This window comes from Rubricoccus marinus, assembly GCF_002257665.1.
Taxonomy (GTDB): Bacteria; Bacteroidota; Rhodothermia; order Rhodothermales; family Rubricoccaceae; genus Rubricoccus; species Rubricoccus marinus.
Window position 1 is genome coordinate 2,272,293 of record NZ_MQWB01000001.1, and the last position, 18,823, is coordinate 2,291,115.

At 66.1% G+C, this 18,823-nt stretch carries 15 protein-coding genes; 2 read left to right on the forward strand and 13 right to left on the reverse strand.

The genetic code is table 11. The features are described 5' to 3' along the window. Window positions 1-58: 58 nt before the first annotated feature. From BSZ36_RS09675 to BSZ36_RS09735, 13 genes are all read right to left on the reverse strand, one after another. A complete protein-coding gene (locus tag BSZ36_RS09675) occupies window positions 59-379 on the reverse strand; it encodes a hypothetical protein (RefSeq protein WP_094548362.1) in 321 nt (106 codons plus the stop codon). Window positions 380-399: 20 nt separating this feature from the next. After that, window positions 400-999: a cytochrome C oxidase subunit IV family protein gene (locus tag BSZ36_RS09680; RefSeq protein WP_094548364.1), complete on the reverse strand. Its 600-nt coding sequence runs from the start codon at window positions 997-999 to the stop codon at window positions 400-402. Window positions 1,000-1,063: 64 nt separating this feature from the next. Beyond that, the gene (locus BSZ36_RS19715) at window positions 1,064-2,104 is read right to left on the reverse strand and encodes a cytochrome c oxidase subunit 3 family protein (protein WP_218827629.1); all 1,041 of its coding nucleotides are present in this window, start codon (window positions 2,102-2,104) and stop codon (window positions 1,064-1,066) included. Between the two features lie 2 nt (window positions 2,105-2,106). Next, window positions 2,107-3,945 (reverse strand): cytochrome c oxidase subunit I, encoded by a 1,839-nt coding sequence (ctaD, locus tag BSZ36_RS09690; protein WP_094548366.1) that lies wholly within the window; start codon window positions 3,943-3,945, stop codon window positions 2,107-2,109. Window positions 3,946-3,975: 30 nt separating this feature from the next. After that, window positions 3,976-5,112, reverse strand: a complete 1,137-nt coding sequence (gene coxB / locus BSZ36_RS09695) for a cytochrome c oxidase subunit II (protein WP_094548368.1) — start codon at window positions 5,110-5,112, stop codon at window positions 3,976-3,978. Window positions 5,113-5,135: 23 nt separating this feature from the next. After that, window positions 5,136-6,035 carry an SCO family protein gene (locus BSZ36_RS09700; protein WP_094548370.1) on the reverse strand — a complete coding sequence of 300 codons (900 nt, stop codon included), beginning with the start codon at window positions 6,033-6,035 and terminating at the stop codon, window positions 5,136-5,138. A 6-nt stretch (window positions 6,036-6,041) separates the two neighbouring features. Continuing rightward, a complete protein-coding gene (locus BSZ36_RS09705) occupies window positions 6,042-6,803 on the reverse strand; it encodes a hypothetical protein (protein WP_094548373.1) in 762 nt (253 codons plus the stop codon). A gap of 104 nt (window positions 6,804-6,907) precedes the next feature. Further along, window positions 6,908-8,344, reverse strand: a complete 1,437-nt coding sequence (locus BSZ36_RS09710) for a hypothetical protein (RefSeq protein WP_094548375.1) — start codon at window positions 8,342-8,344, stop codon at window positions 6,908-6,910. A 47-nt stretch (window positions 8,345-8,391) separates the two neighbouring features. Then, the gene (locus BSZ36_RS09715; RefSeq protein ID WP_094548377.1) at window positions 8,392-9,039 is read right to left on the reverse strand and encodes a c-type cytochrome; all 648 of its coding nucleotides are present in this window, start codon (window positions 9,037-9,039) and stop codon (window positions 8,392-8,394) included. A 59-nt stretch (window positions 9,040-9,098) separates the two neighbouring features. Then, window positions 9,099-9,797, reverse strand: a complete 699-nt coding sequence (locus tag BSZ36_RS09720) for a DUF3341 domain-containing protein (protein WP_094548379.1) — start codon at window positions 9,795-9,797, stop codon at window positions 9,099-9,101. A 1-nt stretch (window position 9,798) separates the two neighbouring features. Next, window positions 9,799-11,349, reverse strand: a complete 1,551-nt coding sequence (gene nrfD, locus BSZ36_RS09725; protein ID WP_094548381.1) for an NrfD/PsrC family molybdoenzyme membrane anchor subunit — start codon at window positions 11,347-11,349, stop codon at window positions 9,799-9,801. Between the two features lie 63 nt (window positions 11,350-11,412). Then, complete coding sequence (locus BSZ36_RS09730) at window positions 11,413-14,652, reverse strand: TAT-variant-translocated molybdopterin oxidoreductase (RefSeq protein WP_094548383.1); 3,240 nt, start codon at window positions 14,650-14,652, stop codon at window positions 11,413-11,415. Between the two features lie 101 nt (window positions 14,653-14,753). Further along, window positions 14,754-15,422 carry a cytochrome c3 family protein gene (locus tag BSZ36_RS09735; protein ID WP_094548385.1) on the reverse strand — a complete coding sequence of 223 codons (669 nt, stop codon included), beginning with the start codon at window positions 15,420-15,422 and terminating at the stop codon, window positions 14,754-14,756. A gap of 384 nt (window positions 15,423-15,806) precedes the next feature. On the opposite strand from BSZ36_RS09735, the gene BSZ36_RS09740 reads away from it, so the two are divergent. Next, a complete protein-coding gene (locus BSZ36_RS09740) occupies window positions 15,807-17,744 on the forward strand; it encodes a flotillin family protein (RefSeq protein WP_094548387.1) in 1,938 nt (645 codons plus the stop codon). Next, window positions 17,744-18,805, forward strand: a complete 1,062-nt coding sequence (locus BSZ36_RS09745) for an OmpA family protein (RefSeq protein ID WP_094548389.1) — start codon at window positions 17,744-17,746, stop codon at window positions 18,803-18,805. Before BSZ36_RS09740 ends, BSZ36_RS09745 begins: the two co-directional genes overlap by 1 nt. The last annotated feature ends 18 nt before the right edge of the window (window positions 18,806-18,823 follow it).

Below are 18,823 nucleotides of genomic sequence, written 5' to 3' on the forward strand. Positions count from 1 at the left end.
TTGTGCCTCTGGCGAGGAGCCAGGAGTAGAGAGAAAAACGCGGAGCAGCGCCAGAGGCTTAGTTCCTGCGGCGCCAGAGGTCCTCCTGGAGAGGGTTGCGGCCTCCCTCCTCGATCTCCGCCTCGACGCGCTGGCGCATGGGCATGACCGGCCAGACCGGATGGTGCCGCTGCTCCTCCATGATGTCCGCAAGCTGGACGGGGACGGGTTGCCCTCGCCGCTTCGCGATCTCGCGCCCGATGCCTTTATCGAACGGAAGCTCGTCGTCCGGAAACACCACCCGCCACATCGTCACCAGTGTCCAGATCACCATCAGGATCAGCACTGGAACGGCGACGAGCACGAACCCAGTGGCGATAGCGGCGATGGGAAGCTGCATAGGAGTGCGGCGGGATGGGCTCAGTCGGTAACGACGACGTCGTTGGCACTAGCGTCCGCCTCTACAGCCGGCAGCGCGTTTTCTGTAGGCGTGTTGGCGGCATCCATCGCCGCGCCGGCGTCTGCCGATCCAGCGGCGTTCGGGAAGAGGTCCGCATCGGGCTCGGTTACCAACGGCACCGCTTCAAATGCGGGCGCGAGCGCCTCGCTCTCCCGGGTCGCCTCCAGAATCCCGGCCTCGATCTCGTCAATCGGCGTCGCAGACTGCTCCTCGAACGTGTCGCGGAAGCCCGTATCGAGATAGGTGAACGTCAGGAAGATGACGAGGAAGACGATGGAGCCTACGAACGCGAGAAGGTTCGTTCCGCCGTCGTACTTAAGCCCCATGAAGTAGGCCGCGACGAAGTACGCCTTTCCGCCCGCGATGAGGAGTGCGACCGGAACCGAGAACGCGCCAAGGTGGATGACTCCATTCTGTTCCATCCAGCCCAACGCGACCGTCAGGACCGTAAGGCCAACAAGGATGCCGATCGTCCGAAGGAGAAGAGCCGGGGAGGCGACGTGGTGCCCGCCATGACCGGTGTGCTCGTCGTGTCCGTCTGCGTGTGCTGCGTGTGCCATCGTGCGTGATGCGTGGGATCCGAGTCCGCCAGAGGCCGCGTGTGGAGGCCTCTGGCGTTGCCCTCTAGATCAGGTACATCAGGGGGAAAAGGAAAATCCAGATGATGTCGACGATGTGCCAGTACAGGCCCACGTTCTCGACCGGGGTGTAGTAGACGCTCGTGTAGCGGCCGCGCTGTGCCTTCACCGCGAGGATGCCCATCGCGATCATGCCGATGATGATGTGCAGGCCGTGGATGCCCGTCATCACGTAGTAGATCGAGAAGAAGATGCCGGCACGAGGGTTCGAGAAGATGGCGCCTTCGCGTCCATGTCCCTCCTCGTGCTCGCCGTCCGCGGCGTGGCCTGTGGCCTCCGCGAGAGCGTTTTCGGTCTCTTCGAGGCTCCGCTCTGCTCCCACCTCGGGGTTCGCCTCCGGCATGTCCACAGCACCGGGTGCGATCTGCTCGGCTTCGCCCGTCGGGCTCTCGCCAGAGGCGCCTTCGGTCACGTCGAGCTGCTGGCCATCCTCGCCGATAACGGCCGCTGGCGCGAGCACCGCCGTACCAGCGGTGAGCTCTGCGATGGTTGGCGTGCCTTCATCGAGTTGGAAGTACTTCCCGGGGTAGATGCCCAGCTCAAACTTGTGGGTGTACTCGAAGTACTTCACCAGCATAAAGCCACCCGCCAGCGCTACGGTCAGCCAGAGCATGCCGACAAGCAGCTTGCGGTTGTCGGTCTGCGCCGCACGGATCGCCCAGGCGACAGTCAAGGATGACGCCAGAAGCACGAGCGTGTTAAACGCGCCCAAGAGCGTGTCCAGCTGCGTGCTCGCCTCCTGGAACAGGTCCGGGTACCACGCGCGATAGATCGCGTAGGCAACGAACATTCCGCCGAAGAGCAGAACCTCCGTTACGAGGAACAGCCACATCCCCAGCTTCGACGCTTCGAACTGCTGCTCGGCGCTGATGAAGTGGTGCTGCAAGTGCGCCGGATGCATCTGGCCATCGTGGCCCTTCAGCATCAGCTCGCCGTGGTGGCCGTCGCCTCCGTGCCCGTGGTCGCCAGAGGCCGGGGCCTCTGGCGCGTGCGGGTCGTCGACGGTCAGGGTGGTCGGGTTCGCCATGTTTAGGAAAGGCTGTCAGGCTGGCTCGTGCCGTCGTCGATAAAACGCTCGTTCTGCGCGACGCCTACGGTCACGTCCGGGACCGGCGCCGCGTGTCCGTCTCCGCTCATGCCGTCGCCAGAGGCGCCGTAGAGGGCCGCGTTGTAGTCGTACGGGCCGTGGGTGACGAGCGGGGTGTGATGGAAGTTGTGGTGGTCCGGCGGCGTGGTGGCCGCGGTCCATTCCAGCGTCGCGCCGCCCCACGGGTTGCCCGGTGCGGGCTTGCCCTTCCAGAGCGACCACATGCCGTTCGCCCAGACGACCATCAGGCCCAGACCGAGGACCCAGGAGCCCACCGTCGAGATCTGGTGCAGCGGCTCGAGCCACGGCATGTCGGGGTAGTCGTAGTAGCGGCGGGGCATGCCTTGGCTACCCATGATGAACTGGATAAAGAACGTCATGTTGAAGCCCAGGAAGACGAGAAGCGCCGAGACCTTGCCAGCCGTCTCGTTGTAGAGCTTGCCCGTCATCTTTGGCCACCAGTAGTGGAGGCCGCCGAGCATCGCCATTACCGTTCCACCCATCATCACGTAGTGGAAGTGGGCAACGACGAAGTACGTGTCGTGCAGGTGGATGTCGACGGAGAGCGCGCCCACCATGATGCCCGTCACGCCACCGATGGTGAACAGGAAGAGGAACGTCAGCGCGTAAAGCATCGGCGTCTGAAGCCAGACGCTGCCCTTGTACATCGTCCAGACCCAGTTAAAGATCTTGATGCCGGACGGGATGCCGATCAGGAACGTGATCAGGCTGAAGATCACCGAGCTCACCGGGCTCTGTCCCGAGGTGAACATGTGGTGGCCCCACACGAGGAAGCCCAACAGCGCGATGGCAACCGACGAGAGCGCGACAGCACGGTAGCCGTACACCCTCTGGCGCGAGAACGTGCCCATCAGCTCCGAGACCACGCCAAAGGCGGGCAGGATCATGATGTACACGGCCGGGTGGCTGTAGAACCAGAAGAAGTGCTGGAACAGTACTGGGTCCCCTCCCAGCGCCGGATCAAAGATGCCGATCTGGAGCACGCGCTCCAGGAACAGCAGCAGCATCGTGATACCGATCACGGGCGTGGCCAAAATCTGCACGATGGACGTCGCGTAGATGGACCAGAGGAAGAGCGGCATCCGGTTCCACGTCATCCCCGGCGCGCGCATCTTGTGGATGGTCACGATAAAGTTGAGCCCGGTCAGGATGGACGAGAAGCCCATAATGAACACGCCCAACCCCATGAACAGAACGCCATCCACCGTCTCCTTGGAGTACGGCGTGTAGAACGTCCAGCCCGTGTCCACGCCACCAAAGGCGAGGCCGGTCAGCGCCACAACGGCGCCGATGCCGTAGATGTAGAAGCTCGCGAGGTTGAGCTTCGGGAACGCCACGTCCTTCGCGCCGATCATGATCGGCAAGAGGAAGTTGCCCAGCGACGCCGGGATGGACGGGACGATGAACAGGAAGACCATCACGATGCCGTGCATCGTGAACACCTGGTTGTAGGTGTCGGCCGTCATGATCGTCTCGCCCTGCGTGAACAGCTCAAGGCGCACCGCCAGCGCCAGGAAGCCGCCAACGGCGAACGCCAGCGAGACCGAGGCCAAGTACATCAGGCCGATGCGCTTGTGGTCGACCGTGGTCATCCACTCCCACGCGATCGCGCGGAAGCGGGCAAAGCCGGTGACCTCGGGGCCCGGACCGGGCTCGTGGAGGTAGTTATGGACGGGCTCGTGGCCCTGCGGATAGCCCGGGTTCTTCGGCGCGGCCGGAGCCGGGCGCGAACGAACGGGGGCGGGAGTCAGCGTCGCCATGACGTGGGGGGAGGTTGGCTGCTGTGGGGTTTACTGTCCTGTCGTGATGCCAACGGCGTCGGCAGGAGCACCTGCGCCCTGACCGGGCGTGGCCTCTGGCGCGCCGTCGACATCGACCTCGGCGCTCTCGTCAACGGAGATGCCGCCTTCGGAAGGCTTCAGGAGTTCCTCTGGCGCCGCCGCGCCGCTGAGGTCCTTGATGTACGCGATGATGCCTTTGAGTTGTCCGTCGTCGAGCTTGCCCTGATACGCCGGCATCTGGTTCTGGTATCCCGCAACGATCTTGTTTCCGGGGTACAGAATCGACTCGATGATGTACGCGTCGTCGACAACGGCGCTCGTGCCATCTGTGAACTGGTGGGTGTTGCCCCAGATGCCCTGCCACGAGGGGCCGGTACCTGCGGAGCCATCGATGCTGTGGCACGTGGAGCACTGCTGCTTCTCATACAGCAGGGCGCCGTACTCCACGAGGGAGTTGTCTCCCTGACCGGCGCCTCCGCCAGAGGCCACCCAGTCGTTGAACTCCTGGCGGCCGACGACCTTGATGAGGGCGCCCATGTTGGAGTGAGCCGTGCCGCAGTACTCCGTACAGAGCACCTGGTACGTGCCTTCCTCTTTCGCCTCGAACCAGACGTAGCTGTATCGGTTCGGGATCACGTCGTGCTTGATTCTGAACTCAGGGACGTAGAAGCTGTGCAACACGTCCTGGCTCGTCATCTGAAGCTTGATCGGCGTGTTGACGGGCACGACGATCTCGCCCGTTGTCTGAATCCCGTTGTTGTACTCGAAGGACCAGAACCACTTCTGCCCCTTGACATTGATCTCGTACGCGTTGGCAGGCGGAATGCTCGTACCGACATAGCTCGTGAAGCCCCAGAAGAAGACGGCGACCACGAGAAGCGTCGGGACGATGACCCAGACTAGTTCGAGGAACTTGCTCTCCTTGACATCCACCGCGCGGTCCGCCGTCGTTTTGCGGCGGTACTTCCAGACGAAGTACACCATCGCCGCCGCCACGATGAGCGTCAGAAGCGTGGAGGTGTAGAGGATGAAGTTGAACAGGCCGTCGATCTGATGCGCGGTCGTGGATTCCTGAGGGGGAAGCCAGAGGCCGTTCTCGCCGGTGAAGAACTCCTGCCGGGTTGCGACTGTGTCCTGGATCTGCATGGGTCGTGCGCGCGAGAGGCGCGTTAGGCTGCTGGCGTGGCACCAGCAGGAAAATCGGGGTCGGGTGCGTCAGCGTTCTGTCGCTGCACTTCGCGGCGCCAGAAGAACGCGAGCCCACCAATAAGGGCGAGCATGAGGGCGCCGCCGCCCCACTTCATTACGCCGAGGATGGCGAGAGAGTAGGACCGAGCGTCGGGGTCGAACTGGTAGCACGTGAGCAGAATGCGGTCGACGGTAGAACCGACGGTGCCTTGTCCGGCCTCCACGAGAGCCAGCTTGAAATCGCGCTGGGGAAACATCACGCCGTAGAGGTAGCGTGTCACGGTGCCGTCGGGGCTCAGGAAAACAAGAACCGCGTTGTGCGCGAACTCTTGTGTCTTGGCATCCCACGCAAACTCGAATCCGGCTTCGGACGTGAACTGCTCGATCGCGTCCTCCTCGCCCGTCCAGAAGTGGAAGCCGCTGGCGGCGCCGGGCTTGTCCACGAGGGGTACGTACTTCTCCTTGGCGCCAGAGGCCAGTGCGGGCGTATCGCGAGAGTCGAACGAGAGCGCGAGAGCGGTGTAGTCTTCGCCGGGCTGCAAGTCGGACTCCGCCATCGCGTCCGCGAAGCCATCCAACACGAGGCTGCAGAGCATCGGGCAGTTGTAATACACGAACGACACCACGACCGGCTTGCCCTGGTTCAGCAGGTCGCCGATGCGGACGATCTCGCCGTCGCTGTCCACGAACTGCGTTTCTGGGGAGACCTTGTCCCCGAGCCGTTCGATAACGCCCACGCCGCCTTGCAACCGGTTCGGGAGCGCGCCTTCAGGCTGCTGGCCCTCGATGGGAGCGGGCTGCGTGCTCATGACCTGCGCCTCCGCTCCACCCGTGATGGCGACGGCCATCAACGTCAGGAATAGAATGCGGAGGCGGGTCATGGGTGTCTACTCGTCGGAGTCGGTTCTGGGAAGGGTCAACAAGGCATCTCCATCCACGCCGACTTCTTCGTCGGTCGTCGGCTGCGCGCTCACGCCGGAGGGCGCGTCGGTAGCCGTCTCAGGAACGGGAGCCGTCATCGCACCGCGCGAGGAGGCCGCGCGCACGGCGCGGCGGGGTGCGAGCTCGATGGGCGCAACGTTGAAGCCGGCGCGCGTGGCCGCCAGAGGCGTCGCGCCTGCAACGGCTTCACCGCTGAGCGCTGCCTCGGCCGTACCGCTGGCGTAGCTCCGAGCGACGTCCTCCATCGCGACCCCGATGGGGAGTGTGTAGGTCGAATCAGCCTTCATGCCGTAGTCGCCGAGCTGCGCTTGCGCCTGCGCGTTCAGAAGTTGCCCCTCTGGCGCGAGTTCGACCTGCCCTTCTGCGGTGTCCTCTGTCGCGTCGAGCTTCGGCGCGTAGAAGAACCAGAAAACGCTGCCCGCCAGGAGCGCAACGGTCACGAGGATCGCGAGCGTGATGCCCATGATCTGACCGCTTTCGATCCCCTCCTCCTCCACGCCAGCGGCGTCGAGCTGCTCCTCGGCCTCTGGCGAATCGGTGACTTCCTCCGCGACCTCGGCAGAGGCCGTAGAGAGTAAGCCGGGAAGCGGGCCTCCGGGCTCGTCCTGCTCGGGGCGGACGCCAGAGGCTACAGCTTCGGGGCGCATCCCTTCCTGGGACTCCGGGAGGGGCTCGTCGCGGTGTGGATCGGGGGTCGTGTCGGCCATCGGGTGTGGGGTCAGGCTCTCCAACGGGAGTACCTGCGGCTTGTTTTCACTCCAGAGTGAAAGTTAGGACGAGACGACCGGGTTCCAACCGGTCGCGCCTGACTTTACACGTTCTCGAACCGGAGCGAGTCGTTGAAGTACGGGTCGTTGTACGGCGTCATCGCGTGGCGAGTCGACCGCAGGATCGTTGCCCCCACGAGGACGAGGGCGAAGCCCAGGCCACACAGCACGTCCACCATGTGGAACGCAGCGGGGACGAGGTGCTCACGCAACGTCGCGTCCAGCACGTCGGGGTCCAGAGCCGTCTGCCCTGCTTCGGCGAGGGCCTCTGGCGCCAGAGGCGCGGTCTGGAGGCTCGCAAGAGCGGTCTGCACGCCCTCGACGGCAGGCGCAAGCGTGGAGTACGCCTCGGCACCGTGCTCTGCAGGGATGATGGATGGCATCGCGATCCACCACAGATCGATCCAGTGCATGACGAGGAGCCATACGGCCATCGTCGCCAACAGGGGGAACAGCCGCTTGCTGAAGCGGGGCAGCAGAATGAGGAACGGCAGGACGAAGTTGACCCATACGAGGGCCTTACCGACGGTCCCGTAGCCCTCGAAGGCGCGCTTGTGGAACCACAGCGTCTCCTCCGGGAGGTTGCCATACCAGTACAGCATGTACTGGCTAAACGCGATGTACGTCCAGAAGACGACGAAGGCGAACATGAACTTGCCCATGTCCTGGATGTGCTCCTTCGTCACCTCGTGCTGGAGCATTCCGCTCTTCTTGTAGAGCAACGCCAGGAACGTGATGAGGCAGAGGCTTCCGAGCCAACCGCCCGCGAAGTAGTACACGCCCCACATTGTCGAGAACCAGTGCGGCTCCAGGCTCATCAGCATGTCGTACGCGAAGAACGACACGAGAACGGCGACGATCGGAATGCCGAAGGCGCTCCACCAGCGCAGCTTGATCGTGTTCTCCGCGCTCGGCTCGGTGTCGTTACGGACGGAGTAGCCGTAAAGCTTGGACGCAACCAGGGAAGTGAGCGCAAAGAAGATGACGTAGCGCGCGATCCAGAAGAAGGGCAGACCGCCCGCTTCGAACGGGAAGAAGAAGTAGCCCGCCTTGCCTGCGAGGATCGAGTCGTACGTCGCCGTGCCCGCCTCGTACAGGTCGTGGTGTGACCAGTGGTAGAGGTCGTGGTAGCCGATCAGGACCGGGATACCCAACAGCGCCAGAAGCGGGAAGTTGGCTGCCAGCATCTCCGGGATGCGGCGCAGGGTCACGCTCCAGCGCGCCTTGGTGATGTGCTGGATCATCACGAAGAACAGCGCCCCGATGGAGATCGAGACCGCGAACGTCCAGCCCACGAGGTAGGCGTAGAAGAAGCGCTGCATGTCGCCCAGGCCGAACACGAGGGCGAGGACGAGCGCCACGGCGCCAGCGGCCAGCGGGACGAGCCACAGCAGGCGGTCCCCTACGAACTGGTACCGCCGAGCCGCGCGGTCGCGGTCAGAGTCGACGGGGTCGAAGAAAAGGCGGGTGAGGGCGCTCATTCGGGTAGCGTGTAGCGTGTGGCCTCTGGCGAGGCGGACGCGGGAAATCAGTTGGAGCCGACGTACTCCGAGGCGACGCGGTCGCGCTGCTCGGCGGGGATATCTGCGGCGTCGGCGTTCTGCGAGCGCTGGAGCGCGCGGATGTACGCGACGATCGCCCAGCGATCGGCCGGTGGCATCTCGTGGCCGTAGGACGGCATGCTGCGCACGCCGTTGGCGATCACGCCGTACAGGTAGCCGTCTTCGATGTCGCGGAGGTAGTCCGAGTGGTAGGTCGGCGCGGGCGTGTAGCCGTAGCCTTGCCCCGCGTTGCCCACCATGATGATGCCCTGACCATCGCCGGAGCCACCGTGGCAGACGGAGCAGAAGATGTCGTAGCGCTCCTGCCCGCGCTCCACGAGCGCCTCGGTGACCTGCAGCGGGATCTGCGGCACATACGCGCCAGAGGCGGTGCGGCCGTACTCGAACGGCGCGTTGTCCGTCGTGCGGAGCTGGCCTCTGGCGACGGTCCCGGCAACGGGCTGGCGCATGGCGGCCTGATCCTCGAAGAAGGTGTTCTTCTCCTGTGCCTCGAACTTCTCTTGGAAGTCCATGTTGAGGTTCGGGTGGATCGGCGTCTCGTCGCTCTTCATGCCACGGCAGCCGCTGGCGGCGACGGCGACGAGGAGGAGCAGGGGGAGGAATCGGAGGGGCATGTCGTGCGATGTGATTCGTGATCCGAGAGCGCGTGCGCGCTGCGCATCACTCGTCCTGCTTAGATCTCGCCGGTGGTGTGAGACGGGGTGACGGGGTGCGCGCCAGAGGCGGTGGGCTCCAACAGGATGGGCTCACCGGAGGGCGCGCTTTCCACCGCCAGAGGCTGGCCGCTGGCGTCGAGCTCGGTCGCGCCGTCGTGCGTGATGTGCTCCACGGCGAGGGCGCCGGCCTCGAAGAGGGCTGCCGAGGTGCCGCTGGCGCTGAAGTTGGTGTCCGCCTCCGCGATGTGGAGGAAGAACGCGTCGTCCGTCACGCGGTTGAACCGCTCGGAGTGGAACAGCGGGTTGTACGGCTTGGGCAGGCCGTTGAGCGCCAGCATCCCCCCTACCGCGGTGAGCGCGGAGAAGAGGATCGTGAGCTCGAACATGATCGGGATCGAGGACTCCAGCGCGAAGAGAGGCTTGTTGGACACGTTGATCGCGTAGTCCAGGCCCATCCACCACTGCAGCAGCCATCCCAAGAAGGCGCCGATGGAGCCGCCGATGAACACGAGGAAGCCGAGCTTGGAGACGGGCAGGCCCATCGCGGCGTCCATCCCGTGAATCGGGAACGGCGAAAACGTGTCGAGCCGGTTGTACCCCTGCTTGCGCAGCGACTTGACGGCGTCGTAAAGCGCGCCGGGATCAGAGAACTCGGCCAGGAGGCCGACATTCTTGTTCGCCCGGTCGTCGAGGATCTGTCGGATGCGGTCGAGCATGCTAGCGGGCGTCGTCGGGTGATCCCTGGGGGTCCTGGGCGGACTGAGCGTAGGCGTCCTGCTGGTAGCCGCCGGCGCCAGAGGCGTGGGCGATCTCCGCAGGCGTGCCGTGGCCGTCTCCCTGTCCGTGGTAGAAGTGTGGGTCGGCCTGGGGCATCACGCCCTTCACCTCTGCGATGGCTACCGCCGGGAGGAACCGGAGGAACAGCAGGAAGAGGGTGAAGAAGAGGCCGAAGGAGCCGACAAAGAGGAGCACGTCCCAGATCGTCGGGGAGTAGTAGTCCCAGGACGAGGGGAGGTAATCGCGGTGGAGCGAGGTGATCGTGATCACGAAGCGCTCGAACCACATGCCGATGTTGGTCGTGATCGAGATCGCGAACATGATCGGGATGGAGCGCCGGAAGCTCTTCTTCCAGAAAAGCTGCGGGAAGCCCAGGTTGCACGCGAACATCGTCCAATACGCCCACGCGTAGGGACCCGCCATGCGCGTCTCGAAGAACACGTACTGCTCGTATTCGACGCCCGAGTACCACGCGATAAAGAACTCCGTGATGTACGCGAAGCCGACGACGGTACCGGTCACGAGGATGATGATGTTCATCTTCTCCAAGTGATCCAGCGTGATCAGGTTCTCCAGGTTGTAGACCTTTCGCGCGACCACCATCAGCGTCACCACCATCGCGAAGCCCGAGAAGATGGCGCCCGCGACGAAGTACGGCGGGAAGATGGTCGTGTGCCAGCCGGGAACGATCGAGATCGCGAAGTCGAAGGAGACGACCGAGTGAACCGACAGCACGAGCGGCGTTGCGAGACCCGCCAGAAGCAGGTAGGCGCGCTCGTAGTGCCGCCAGTTGCGGTTGGAGCCGGTCCATCCGAGCGAGAAGAAGCCCATGATGCGAGCGCGCAAGAGGCGCCCCTGCTTGGCTGCGCGGTCACGGAGCGTGCCCAGGTCCGGGATCAGGCCCACGTACCAGAACATGAGCGAAACGCCGCCATAGATGGAGACGGCGAACACGTCCCAGAGCAGCGGGCTCTTGAACTGCGGCCACATCGCCATCTGGTTGGGCAGCGGAAGCGTCCAGTAGATGGCCCAGACACGGCCGACGTGGAACGTCGGGAAGATGAGCGCACAGGCCACGGCAAACAGCGTCATCGCCTCGGCCGTTCGGTTGATGCTCGTGCGCCACTTCTGCCTGAACAGGAAGAGAACAGCCGAGATCAGCGTGCCCGCGTGGCCGATACCGACCCAGAACACGAAGTTGACGATGGCCCAGCCCCAGCCCACAGGGTTGTTCAGGCCCCAGACGCCCGGCCCGTTCCACACGAGGTAGGCGAGCGCGAGGCCGAGAATCCCGAGGCCCGTCAGCGCCAGCGAGAAGGCGAGGAACCACCCGAGCGGCGTCTTCTTCTCCGTGTGATAGGAGACGAGGTCGGTGACGTCGTGGAAAGAGAGGTTGCCCTGTACGAGCGGGGCTTCCTCAAGGGTTTTCGCACCGGCGTGACCGTTGCCACCGGGGTCGGCGTAGGCGGTGCGGGAGGTGACAGTAGCCATGTGGGGGCGTGTGGGGGTGCCTCTGGCGCCAGAGGCCTCTGGCGTTAAAAGCGTCTGGCGGGGCTAAGCGTGGGTGCCGTCGGCGGCCTCTTCGTGCGCTTCGCCACCGTGGTGGCCCTCTTCGAGCGCGTCGAACGGCGTCGCGAGGCGCGGGTGCGGGTTGCGGAGGCGCGCGAGGTAGGTCAGGCGCGGCTTGACGGCGAGTTCGGCGAGCAGCGCGTAGTTGCGGCTGTTGCGCTTGGACTGGCTGACGGCGCTGTTCGGGTCCTTGAGGTCGCCGAAGACGATGGCGTCACTCGGGCAGGCCTGCTGGCACGCCGTGAGCACCTCGCCGTCCTCCAGCGGACGGTCCTCGATGTGCGCGTACTGCTGCACGCGGCGGACGCGGTGGATGCAGAAGGAGCACTTCTCCATCACGCCGCGGTAGCGGACGGTGACGTTGGGGTTCTGCTGCATCTGGACCTCCAGCGGGAGCGTCTTGGTCCAGTTGTAGAAGTTGTAGCGGCGGACCTTGTACGGGCAGTTGTTCGCGCAGTAGCGCGTGCCAATGCACCGGTTGTACACCATCGCGTTGGTGCCGTCCGGGGAGTGGACGGTCGCGGCAACGGGGCAGACCTGCTCGCACGGTGCGTTCTCACAGTGCTGGCACATCATGGGCATCATGACCATGCCGGGTGCCTTCTCGTCGCCCACGTAGTAGCGGTCGAGGCGCAACCAGTGCATCTCACGGCCGCGGCCCACTTGGTCCTTCCCGACGACGGGCACGTTGTTCTCACTCGTACACGCCACGACGCACGCGTTGCAGCCGGAGCACGAGTTGAGGTCGACCGTCATGCCCCACTGCTGCTCGGAGTACATGAGCTGCCCCTCCTCGCGCTCCATGATCTGGTTGGAGGCGCCGTTCTCGGTCCCCCACAGCGGCGGGAACTCCTCCCACGGCGTGTCCTCGATGAGGTGCTCGGCGTCGAACGGACGCGGCTGCTCCAGGTAGTCCTCGACCTCCTGCATCCGCACGATCGCGCGGCCCTCCATGGAGCCGTGGTCCTGCGTGGTGACGACCGGGAAGTCGCCGCCAGAGGCCTTCTCCACCGCCGCCTCTGGCGTGACGGCGAAGAACCCGGCGGACCGGAGGCCCTCGACGCGCTGGCCGATGCCGTTCGCCAGAGGCCCCGGCGTGTACACGTCGACGTCCTTGTCGAAGAGACGCGCGATGATGTTGCGGTCCTTGACGACGCGCTCGGTCGCGATCTCGCGTCCGTAGCCGAGGTAGGCCGTAATGCTGTTGTTCGGGTGGCCGGGCTGAATCCAGACCGGCAGCGTCACCTCGGCGCCGTTGGCGCGGATGGTGACCGTATCGGCATCGATGTCCGCCTTCTCGATAAACGCCTCCACCCCGAGTGCGGCGGCTGTCTCAGCGCTCATCACCGCGACGTTGTCCCAGACCACCTTGGTGACCGGGTCCGGCGTCTCCTGCATCCAGCCGTTGTTGGAGAACAGGCCGTCGTAGAGCGTCGGCGAGACGCGCGTGACGAGTTCGTAGCCGCCCTCTGGCGCGGCCCGAAGACCGGAGAGATCCATGGCACCAGCGCTGACGCCGGCGGTCGGGAACTGCGTATCGGGCAGGAAGCCGTCGTGGAGCAGCGTGCGCCAGTTGTTCTCGAACGCCTGCGTGCCCGCTCCCCCACCGACGCGGTCCGCGAAGGCCTCGCGGACGAGGTCGTAGCCGCTCACGTCGCGGCCGGTCAGCAGCGCGCCCAGCACCTCAAGGGTGGAGTGCGCGTCGGCGTAGAGCGGCGCGATCAGCGGCTGCGTGATAGAGAACGTGCCGTCGTACGAGCGGCCGTCGCCCCAGGACTCCAGGTAGTGCGCGGCGGGCACGTGCCACGTGGCGCGCTGCCCGGTCTCGTCGCGGTGCTGCCCGACGTGGACCGAAAGCGGTACGCGAGCGAGCGCGGCTTCAAAGTTCAGCTCGGCCGGAAGCGTGTACACCGGGTTCGTGCCCAGCATGATCACCGCGCCGACGGCGCCAGAGGCCATGTCGGCCACGAGGCGCTGAAGCTGCGGTCCGACCGGAGCCTCTGGCGTGGCGCCGGTGTCGAGGTAGCTCACGCACTGCGCGCCAAAGCGCGCGTTGAGCGAGGCGCAAAGGGCGTGGACCTCGGCGGGCTGCGTGGCGCCGGCGACGAACGCGGCGCGGCCGCCAGAGGCGAGCACGTCCTCCGCGAGGGCTTCGGCGAAAGCCTTGGCCTCTTGCGAGACCGCGATCGTCGGGGCGCCGGTGGAGACACCGAGCGCGGTTGCGACAGCACCGGCGAACAGGCTGACGTCGCTGGCCTTGAAGGCGAGGCGGTGGTCCGCCATGCCGCCGGTCGTCGTGTACGCGCTCTCGGCGACGTACATGCGGCTCATCGCGGGGCGGCCGGCGGCCTCTCGCGTTTCGACGCGGCGGCTGGCGGCGTACTCGCGCGAGTTGTAAACCGAGTTGGGGTCCTCCGCGCCGAGGAAGTCACCGTCGAACGAGACGATGACGTCGGCCTCCGAGAAGCGGTAGAGCGGCCGCAGCGGGCGCCCGAAGGCCTCTTGCGTGCCGAGGGCGCGGACGTCGTCTCCCTGCGGGTGGAGCGTGATCCAGCGTGCCCCTGGGAACGTGGCCTCTACCTGCTGGCGCAGGCGGGCACCCGTCGGGGACGGATCGGGCTCGGCGAGGATCGCCAGAGGCGCAGCGGTGCCCTGAAGGCGGAACTGCGCCATCGCGGCGACAAACGCATCCCAGCCGTTCTCTTCCAGAATGGCGCCCTCGCGCCAGACGTGCTTGGAACGGTCCGGGTCGTACATGTTGAGCACGCTCGCATAGGCGAACGTGTCCGCGGCGCCCTGTGCGATGGGGTGCTCGGGGTTGCCTTCCACCTTGGTCGGGCGGCCTTCGTGGCTCTGCACGAGGAGCGCGTGGCTCACGCCACCAAGCGGCATCGACGTCGCGTAGTAGTTCGCGATGCCGGGAATGATGTTTTCGGGCTTCCGCGCGTAGGGAAGCACCTCCTCCACAGGCCGACGGCACCCCGTCAGGCCGGCGATCGCGACCGAGGCGCCCATCACCTTGAGGAAGGTGCGGCGGTCCGGGCCCGCGTCTCCGCCGGGGCTCTCCACCGCGCCGTCGAGGAACTCGCGCTGACGGAGAGCGGCGTAGCCGGGGGCGTTGTTCAGGTCGCCGGAGCTACGCCACTGGCGGGGCTGGCCGGTGGCGGCCTGCGCGTCGTCGTCGGCCGCGATCTCTGCGGCACCAAGAACGTCGAGTTCGATCATGCGAGGAGTCTCAAGAGTGCAAAGGTCGAAGGAGGCGCGAGCGGCGGGCGCGAGGCGAGGCCTCTGGCGCGGTACCGCGGGGTCGCCTCGCTCCTAACCGATCAATAGTGGCAAGCGGAGCAGTTTTCTGGCGGGGCGATCCCTTCGGCTTTGATCCGCTCCTTGTTGGAAGCGACGTACGCCTCCCACGCGTCGTCGTCTGCCTTGATCGTTTCCAGGTACGCGAGGTTGGTGACCTCTTCGGGCGGCACGAGGTACTCCTCAGGTGCGCGGTGGCACTCCAAGCACCAGCCCATGCTGAGCGGCTCCGCCTGGTAGACGACCTCCATCTGGTCGACGCGGCCGTGGCAGCTCGCGCATCCGACGCCGACGTTGACGTGCGCCGCGTGCGAGAAGTGCGCGTAGTCCGCGAGGTGGTGCACCTGCACCCACTCGATAGGCTCGCCGGTGGCCCAGCTTTCACGGACAGGCAAGAGCTTGATGCTCTGCGTCTGAATCTGCGAGTGGCAGTTCATGCACGTCTGCGTGCTCGGGATGTTCGCGTGCGGGCTCTGCTCCACGTGGTTGTGGCAGTAGCGGCAGTCCATCCCGAGTTGGCCTGCGTGGAACGCGTGGCTGTACGGAACGGGTTGCTCGGGCTGGTAGCCGACTTCGTAGAACTCTGGGGAGAGGTAGTACGTCGCCAGCGCGACCAGCACCAGGCCGCCTCCAAGGGCGCCCATAATGGAGAGCGCGGGGAGTGCGTTGGCTTTGCGGGGGAAAAGCTGCATGCCTCGGTTAAGACCCGGGGAGTGAGGGGCAGGAGGGCCGGACCGAAGGTAGATCGGGGCCCTCTGGGGCAAGGCGAAGATAGACCGAACTGACCAACACAGGCGAGGCGATGTGTGCGGTTTGGCCCCGCCTGGAAGGTTTCAATGTGAGTTGAAACTGGGGGAAACCTGGGTCTGACCGTGGTTTCCTCCTCCCAACCACGCGCCTGGGCCTCCCGTTCGGGGTTCGCCAGAGGCCTCTGGCGGGCGTGCTGGCGAGCGGCGCGACGGGTCCTGCCGCACCGATTCCAGGGAACGCCCGTAGCTGGCAGCGACACGCCGGGAAGAACCGGGACATGTGGTAACGTGTGTCACCCGCCGCTTTCGCTCCTCTACGCTACTGATATGCGCACACCGCTACTCCTCGCCTTCCTCTTTCTCCTCGGGGCGCTCCCAGCTTCGGCGCAGATCCAGGGTATCGGCTACCGGCTGACGCCGTCGGCCAACTACGTCCTCTTCGACGACGACGCGGCTCTCTCTGACGGCCTGCTCTATGGCGGCGGCGTTGGCTTCTCCTTCGGGGAGTTTATCGAGTTGGGCGGCAGCGTTCAGTTCGGGTCGTTCGAGACGGACTTCGAAGGGCTCTCCGGCTTCGACGCGCCAGCGGTCACGTTCGCGGGACTGGCCCCTCGCGATGTAGACGTGCAGCGGTACGGCGGCGCGCTCAAGCTCAACCTGCTCAGCACGGCCGTGGTGCCGTACCTCACCGCGGGGACCGGCATCGTGCGGCTTAACCCGGAGGGCCTCAATGCCACGCGGAGCATCTACCTCATCGGCGGAGCGGGTGTGCAGTTCACCGCCTTTGACCGCTTCGCGCTGTCCATCGCGGCCGAGGACTTCGCGTACCGGTATAACCCCGGCGCCACGTTTTTTACGCCAGAGGACCTGACCGCCTCTGGCGTCAGCCTGGGCGATTTCGAGCAGACAACGGTTCACAACCTGGGGGTGCGGGCGGCGCTCAACCTGTACCTCGGCGGACGCCGGCCGGGGGAGCTGACGGACCTGGATCGGGAGTTCCAGCGGCAGTTCTCCGGCGGGCTCTCCGGCCTCAGCCTCGTCGTGGAGCCGTTCGCGGCGCACGCGCAGTTCGACGACGCGCTCTCCTTGCGCGACCAGACCTTTATCGGCGCCGAGGCGGGCTTCGACTTCGGCCCGCTCGTGGGCGTCCGCGGCTTCTACGCCAGAGGCACGGGCGACACGAACCCGACGGACATCGAGAACGTCCAGATGATCGGCGGCAACCTTCGCTTGCGCCTGAGCGAAGGGCGCGGCTTGGTCCCGTTCCTGTCCGTCGGCGGCGGCTACCTCGACGTGCTGGACGGCTACACGACCGATGAGAGCGCCGAGGTGGAAAACGTCAACGCGCAGGACAGCCCGTTTGCGTCGGCCGGGCTGGGTATCGGCTTTCTCGTCTCCCCGCGCCTCCGTGCGATCGGCGAGGTGCGCGGGTTGCTGATGAGCACGCAGGACGAAGCCGACCTCAGCCAGCCCGAAGATGTCTACTTCAGCCCGATGTACCGCGTGGGACTGGCCGTCGGCCTGGGTGGCAAAGCCGGACGCCGGACCGAAGTCGTGCGCCAGTCGGAGCTAGATGACGAGCGCGCGATGATGATGACGGAGCGGATGCAGCTAGAAGCCGCGCGCGACTCGCTCCGCGCCGAGATCCTCTCTCTCGAGGCCCGTCGCAACGTGGAAGTGGCCGCTAGCGCCGCTGAGCGCGAAGCACTCCGCCAGCAGATCGCTGACGCGCGGGCCTCTGGCGACGCGTCCCGGATCGCACAGCTGGAGCGGAAGATGGCAGAGATGCAACGCGACACGACGGTCGTGGAGCGCCAGACCATCAACGGCGAGACCTCGGTCGTGGACTTTGTCGTCGAGGAAGAGGACGTCATCATCGAGCGCGAGGTCGAAGCCGAGCACATGGTCACGATCCCTCTCCCGCGAGAAGGCGAGCTCTACGTGCGCTACGGCCCTCCTGGCGGCGTCACGATCGAGTCCAGCGAGGCGCTCGCGCCGAGCGAGGCCGACCTCCGGGCAGCGGTCCGGGAAGCCCTCGCCGAAGTGCTGGCCTCGCGCGACCCTCTGGCGCCGGTCCTGACCGAGACCGAGCTGGCCGAGATCGAGAACCGCCTGGTCACTCGCGTTGCCGCTCGCACGGCGCAGCGGATGACGCCAGAGGCCTCTGGCGCCGTCACCATGGCCGACCTGGAAGAGATGGAGCAGCGCCTCCAGGCCCGTTTCCTCGACGCGCTCCGCCAGGCGCTTGACGAGCGGGACAACTGATGCGCGCCCTTCTCCTCGCCGGACTCCTCACCGCCTCGCCTCTGGCGTCGGCGCAGGCCGTCCGGTCTCCGGCCGCGCCGGATTCAACGAGCGCGCCAGAGGCCCGCGGCGCCGCCTCACCCGACACGCTCGTCGCGCCAGAGGCCATGCCGCAGCGGTCGGCGCGGTTCGCGTTCCCCACCGAGGGCGGCGTGTTCTACTACCGCGCGGGCTCCGGGACCGGCGTCCGCCGCCGGAGCGCGTCGGGCGCCCCTGCAGAAGTGCAGCCGGATTCAGCCCCTGCAGCGTTCCCCCCTTCTCCTCTGGCGACCGCTCCCGGTACCCCATCTCCGGCGACCGCGCCAGAGACCTCGCGCGTGACCGGTCAGACCGCGACGTTGGACCGGACCGTCGCCTCTGGCGTCACGCAGCGCGATCTGGACCGGCTGGAAAACCGCCTGCTGGACGCGCTCGACCGGCGCCTCTCGGCGCTTGCACGCGACCGTGAGGTCGTGCAGCGCCCTGGAAGCGTGGCGGCGCCCACCGACGCGCCACCGCGCGGCGAGGCGACGGTTCTCGTGCCCGTTCCGGTTCCGGCCCCGCAGCGGCCCATCGAGTCACTGCCAGAGCGCCCCCGCGACCGCACGCCAGAGGCCACTCCCCCGCTTCAGGCGCCCATCGCGACGGTGGAAGAGATCGAGCGCGACATTTTGGACACGGGGCTGTTCCGCACCACGTTCGTCAACTTCGAGTTCGCGAAGGCGGCGCTTCTCCCCTTCTCCGAGCAGACGCTGGACGCGCTTACGACGGTCCTCTTGCGCTACCCCGCGCTCCGCATCGAGATCGGCGGCCACACGGACAACGTCGGCTCTGACGAGACGAACGACGCGCTCTCGCAGCGCCGCGCCGAGTCCGTCGCCGCGTACCTCGCCGCTCAGGGCGTCGCGCACCAGAGGCTGACCGCAGTCGGCTACGGCGAGAACCGGCCTGTGGCCTCCAACGAAAACGAGACCGGCCGCGCGCTCAACCGCCGCGTCGAGTTCCGCGTGCTTAACCCCGAGGACGCCCAGCGCATCCGCTAAGCCTCTGGCGCCAGAGGC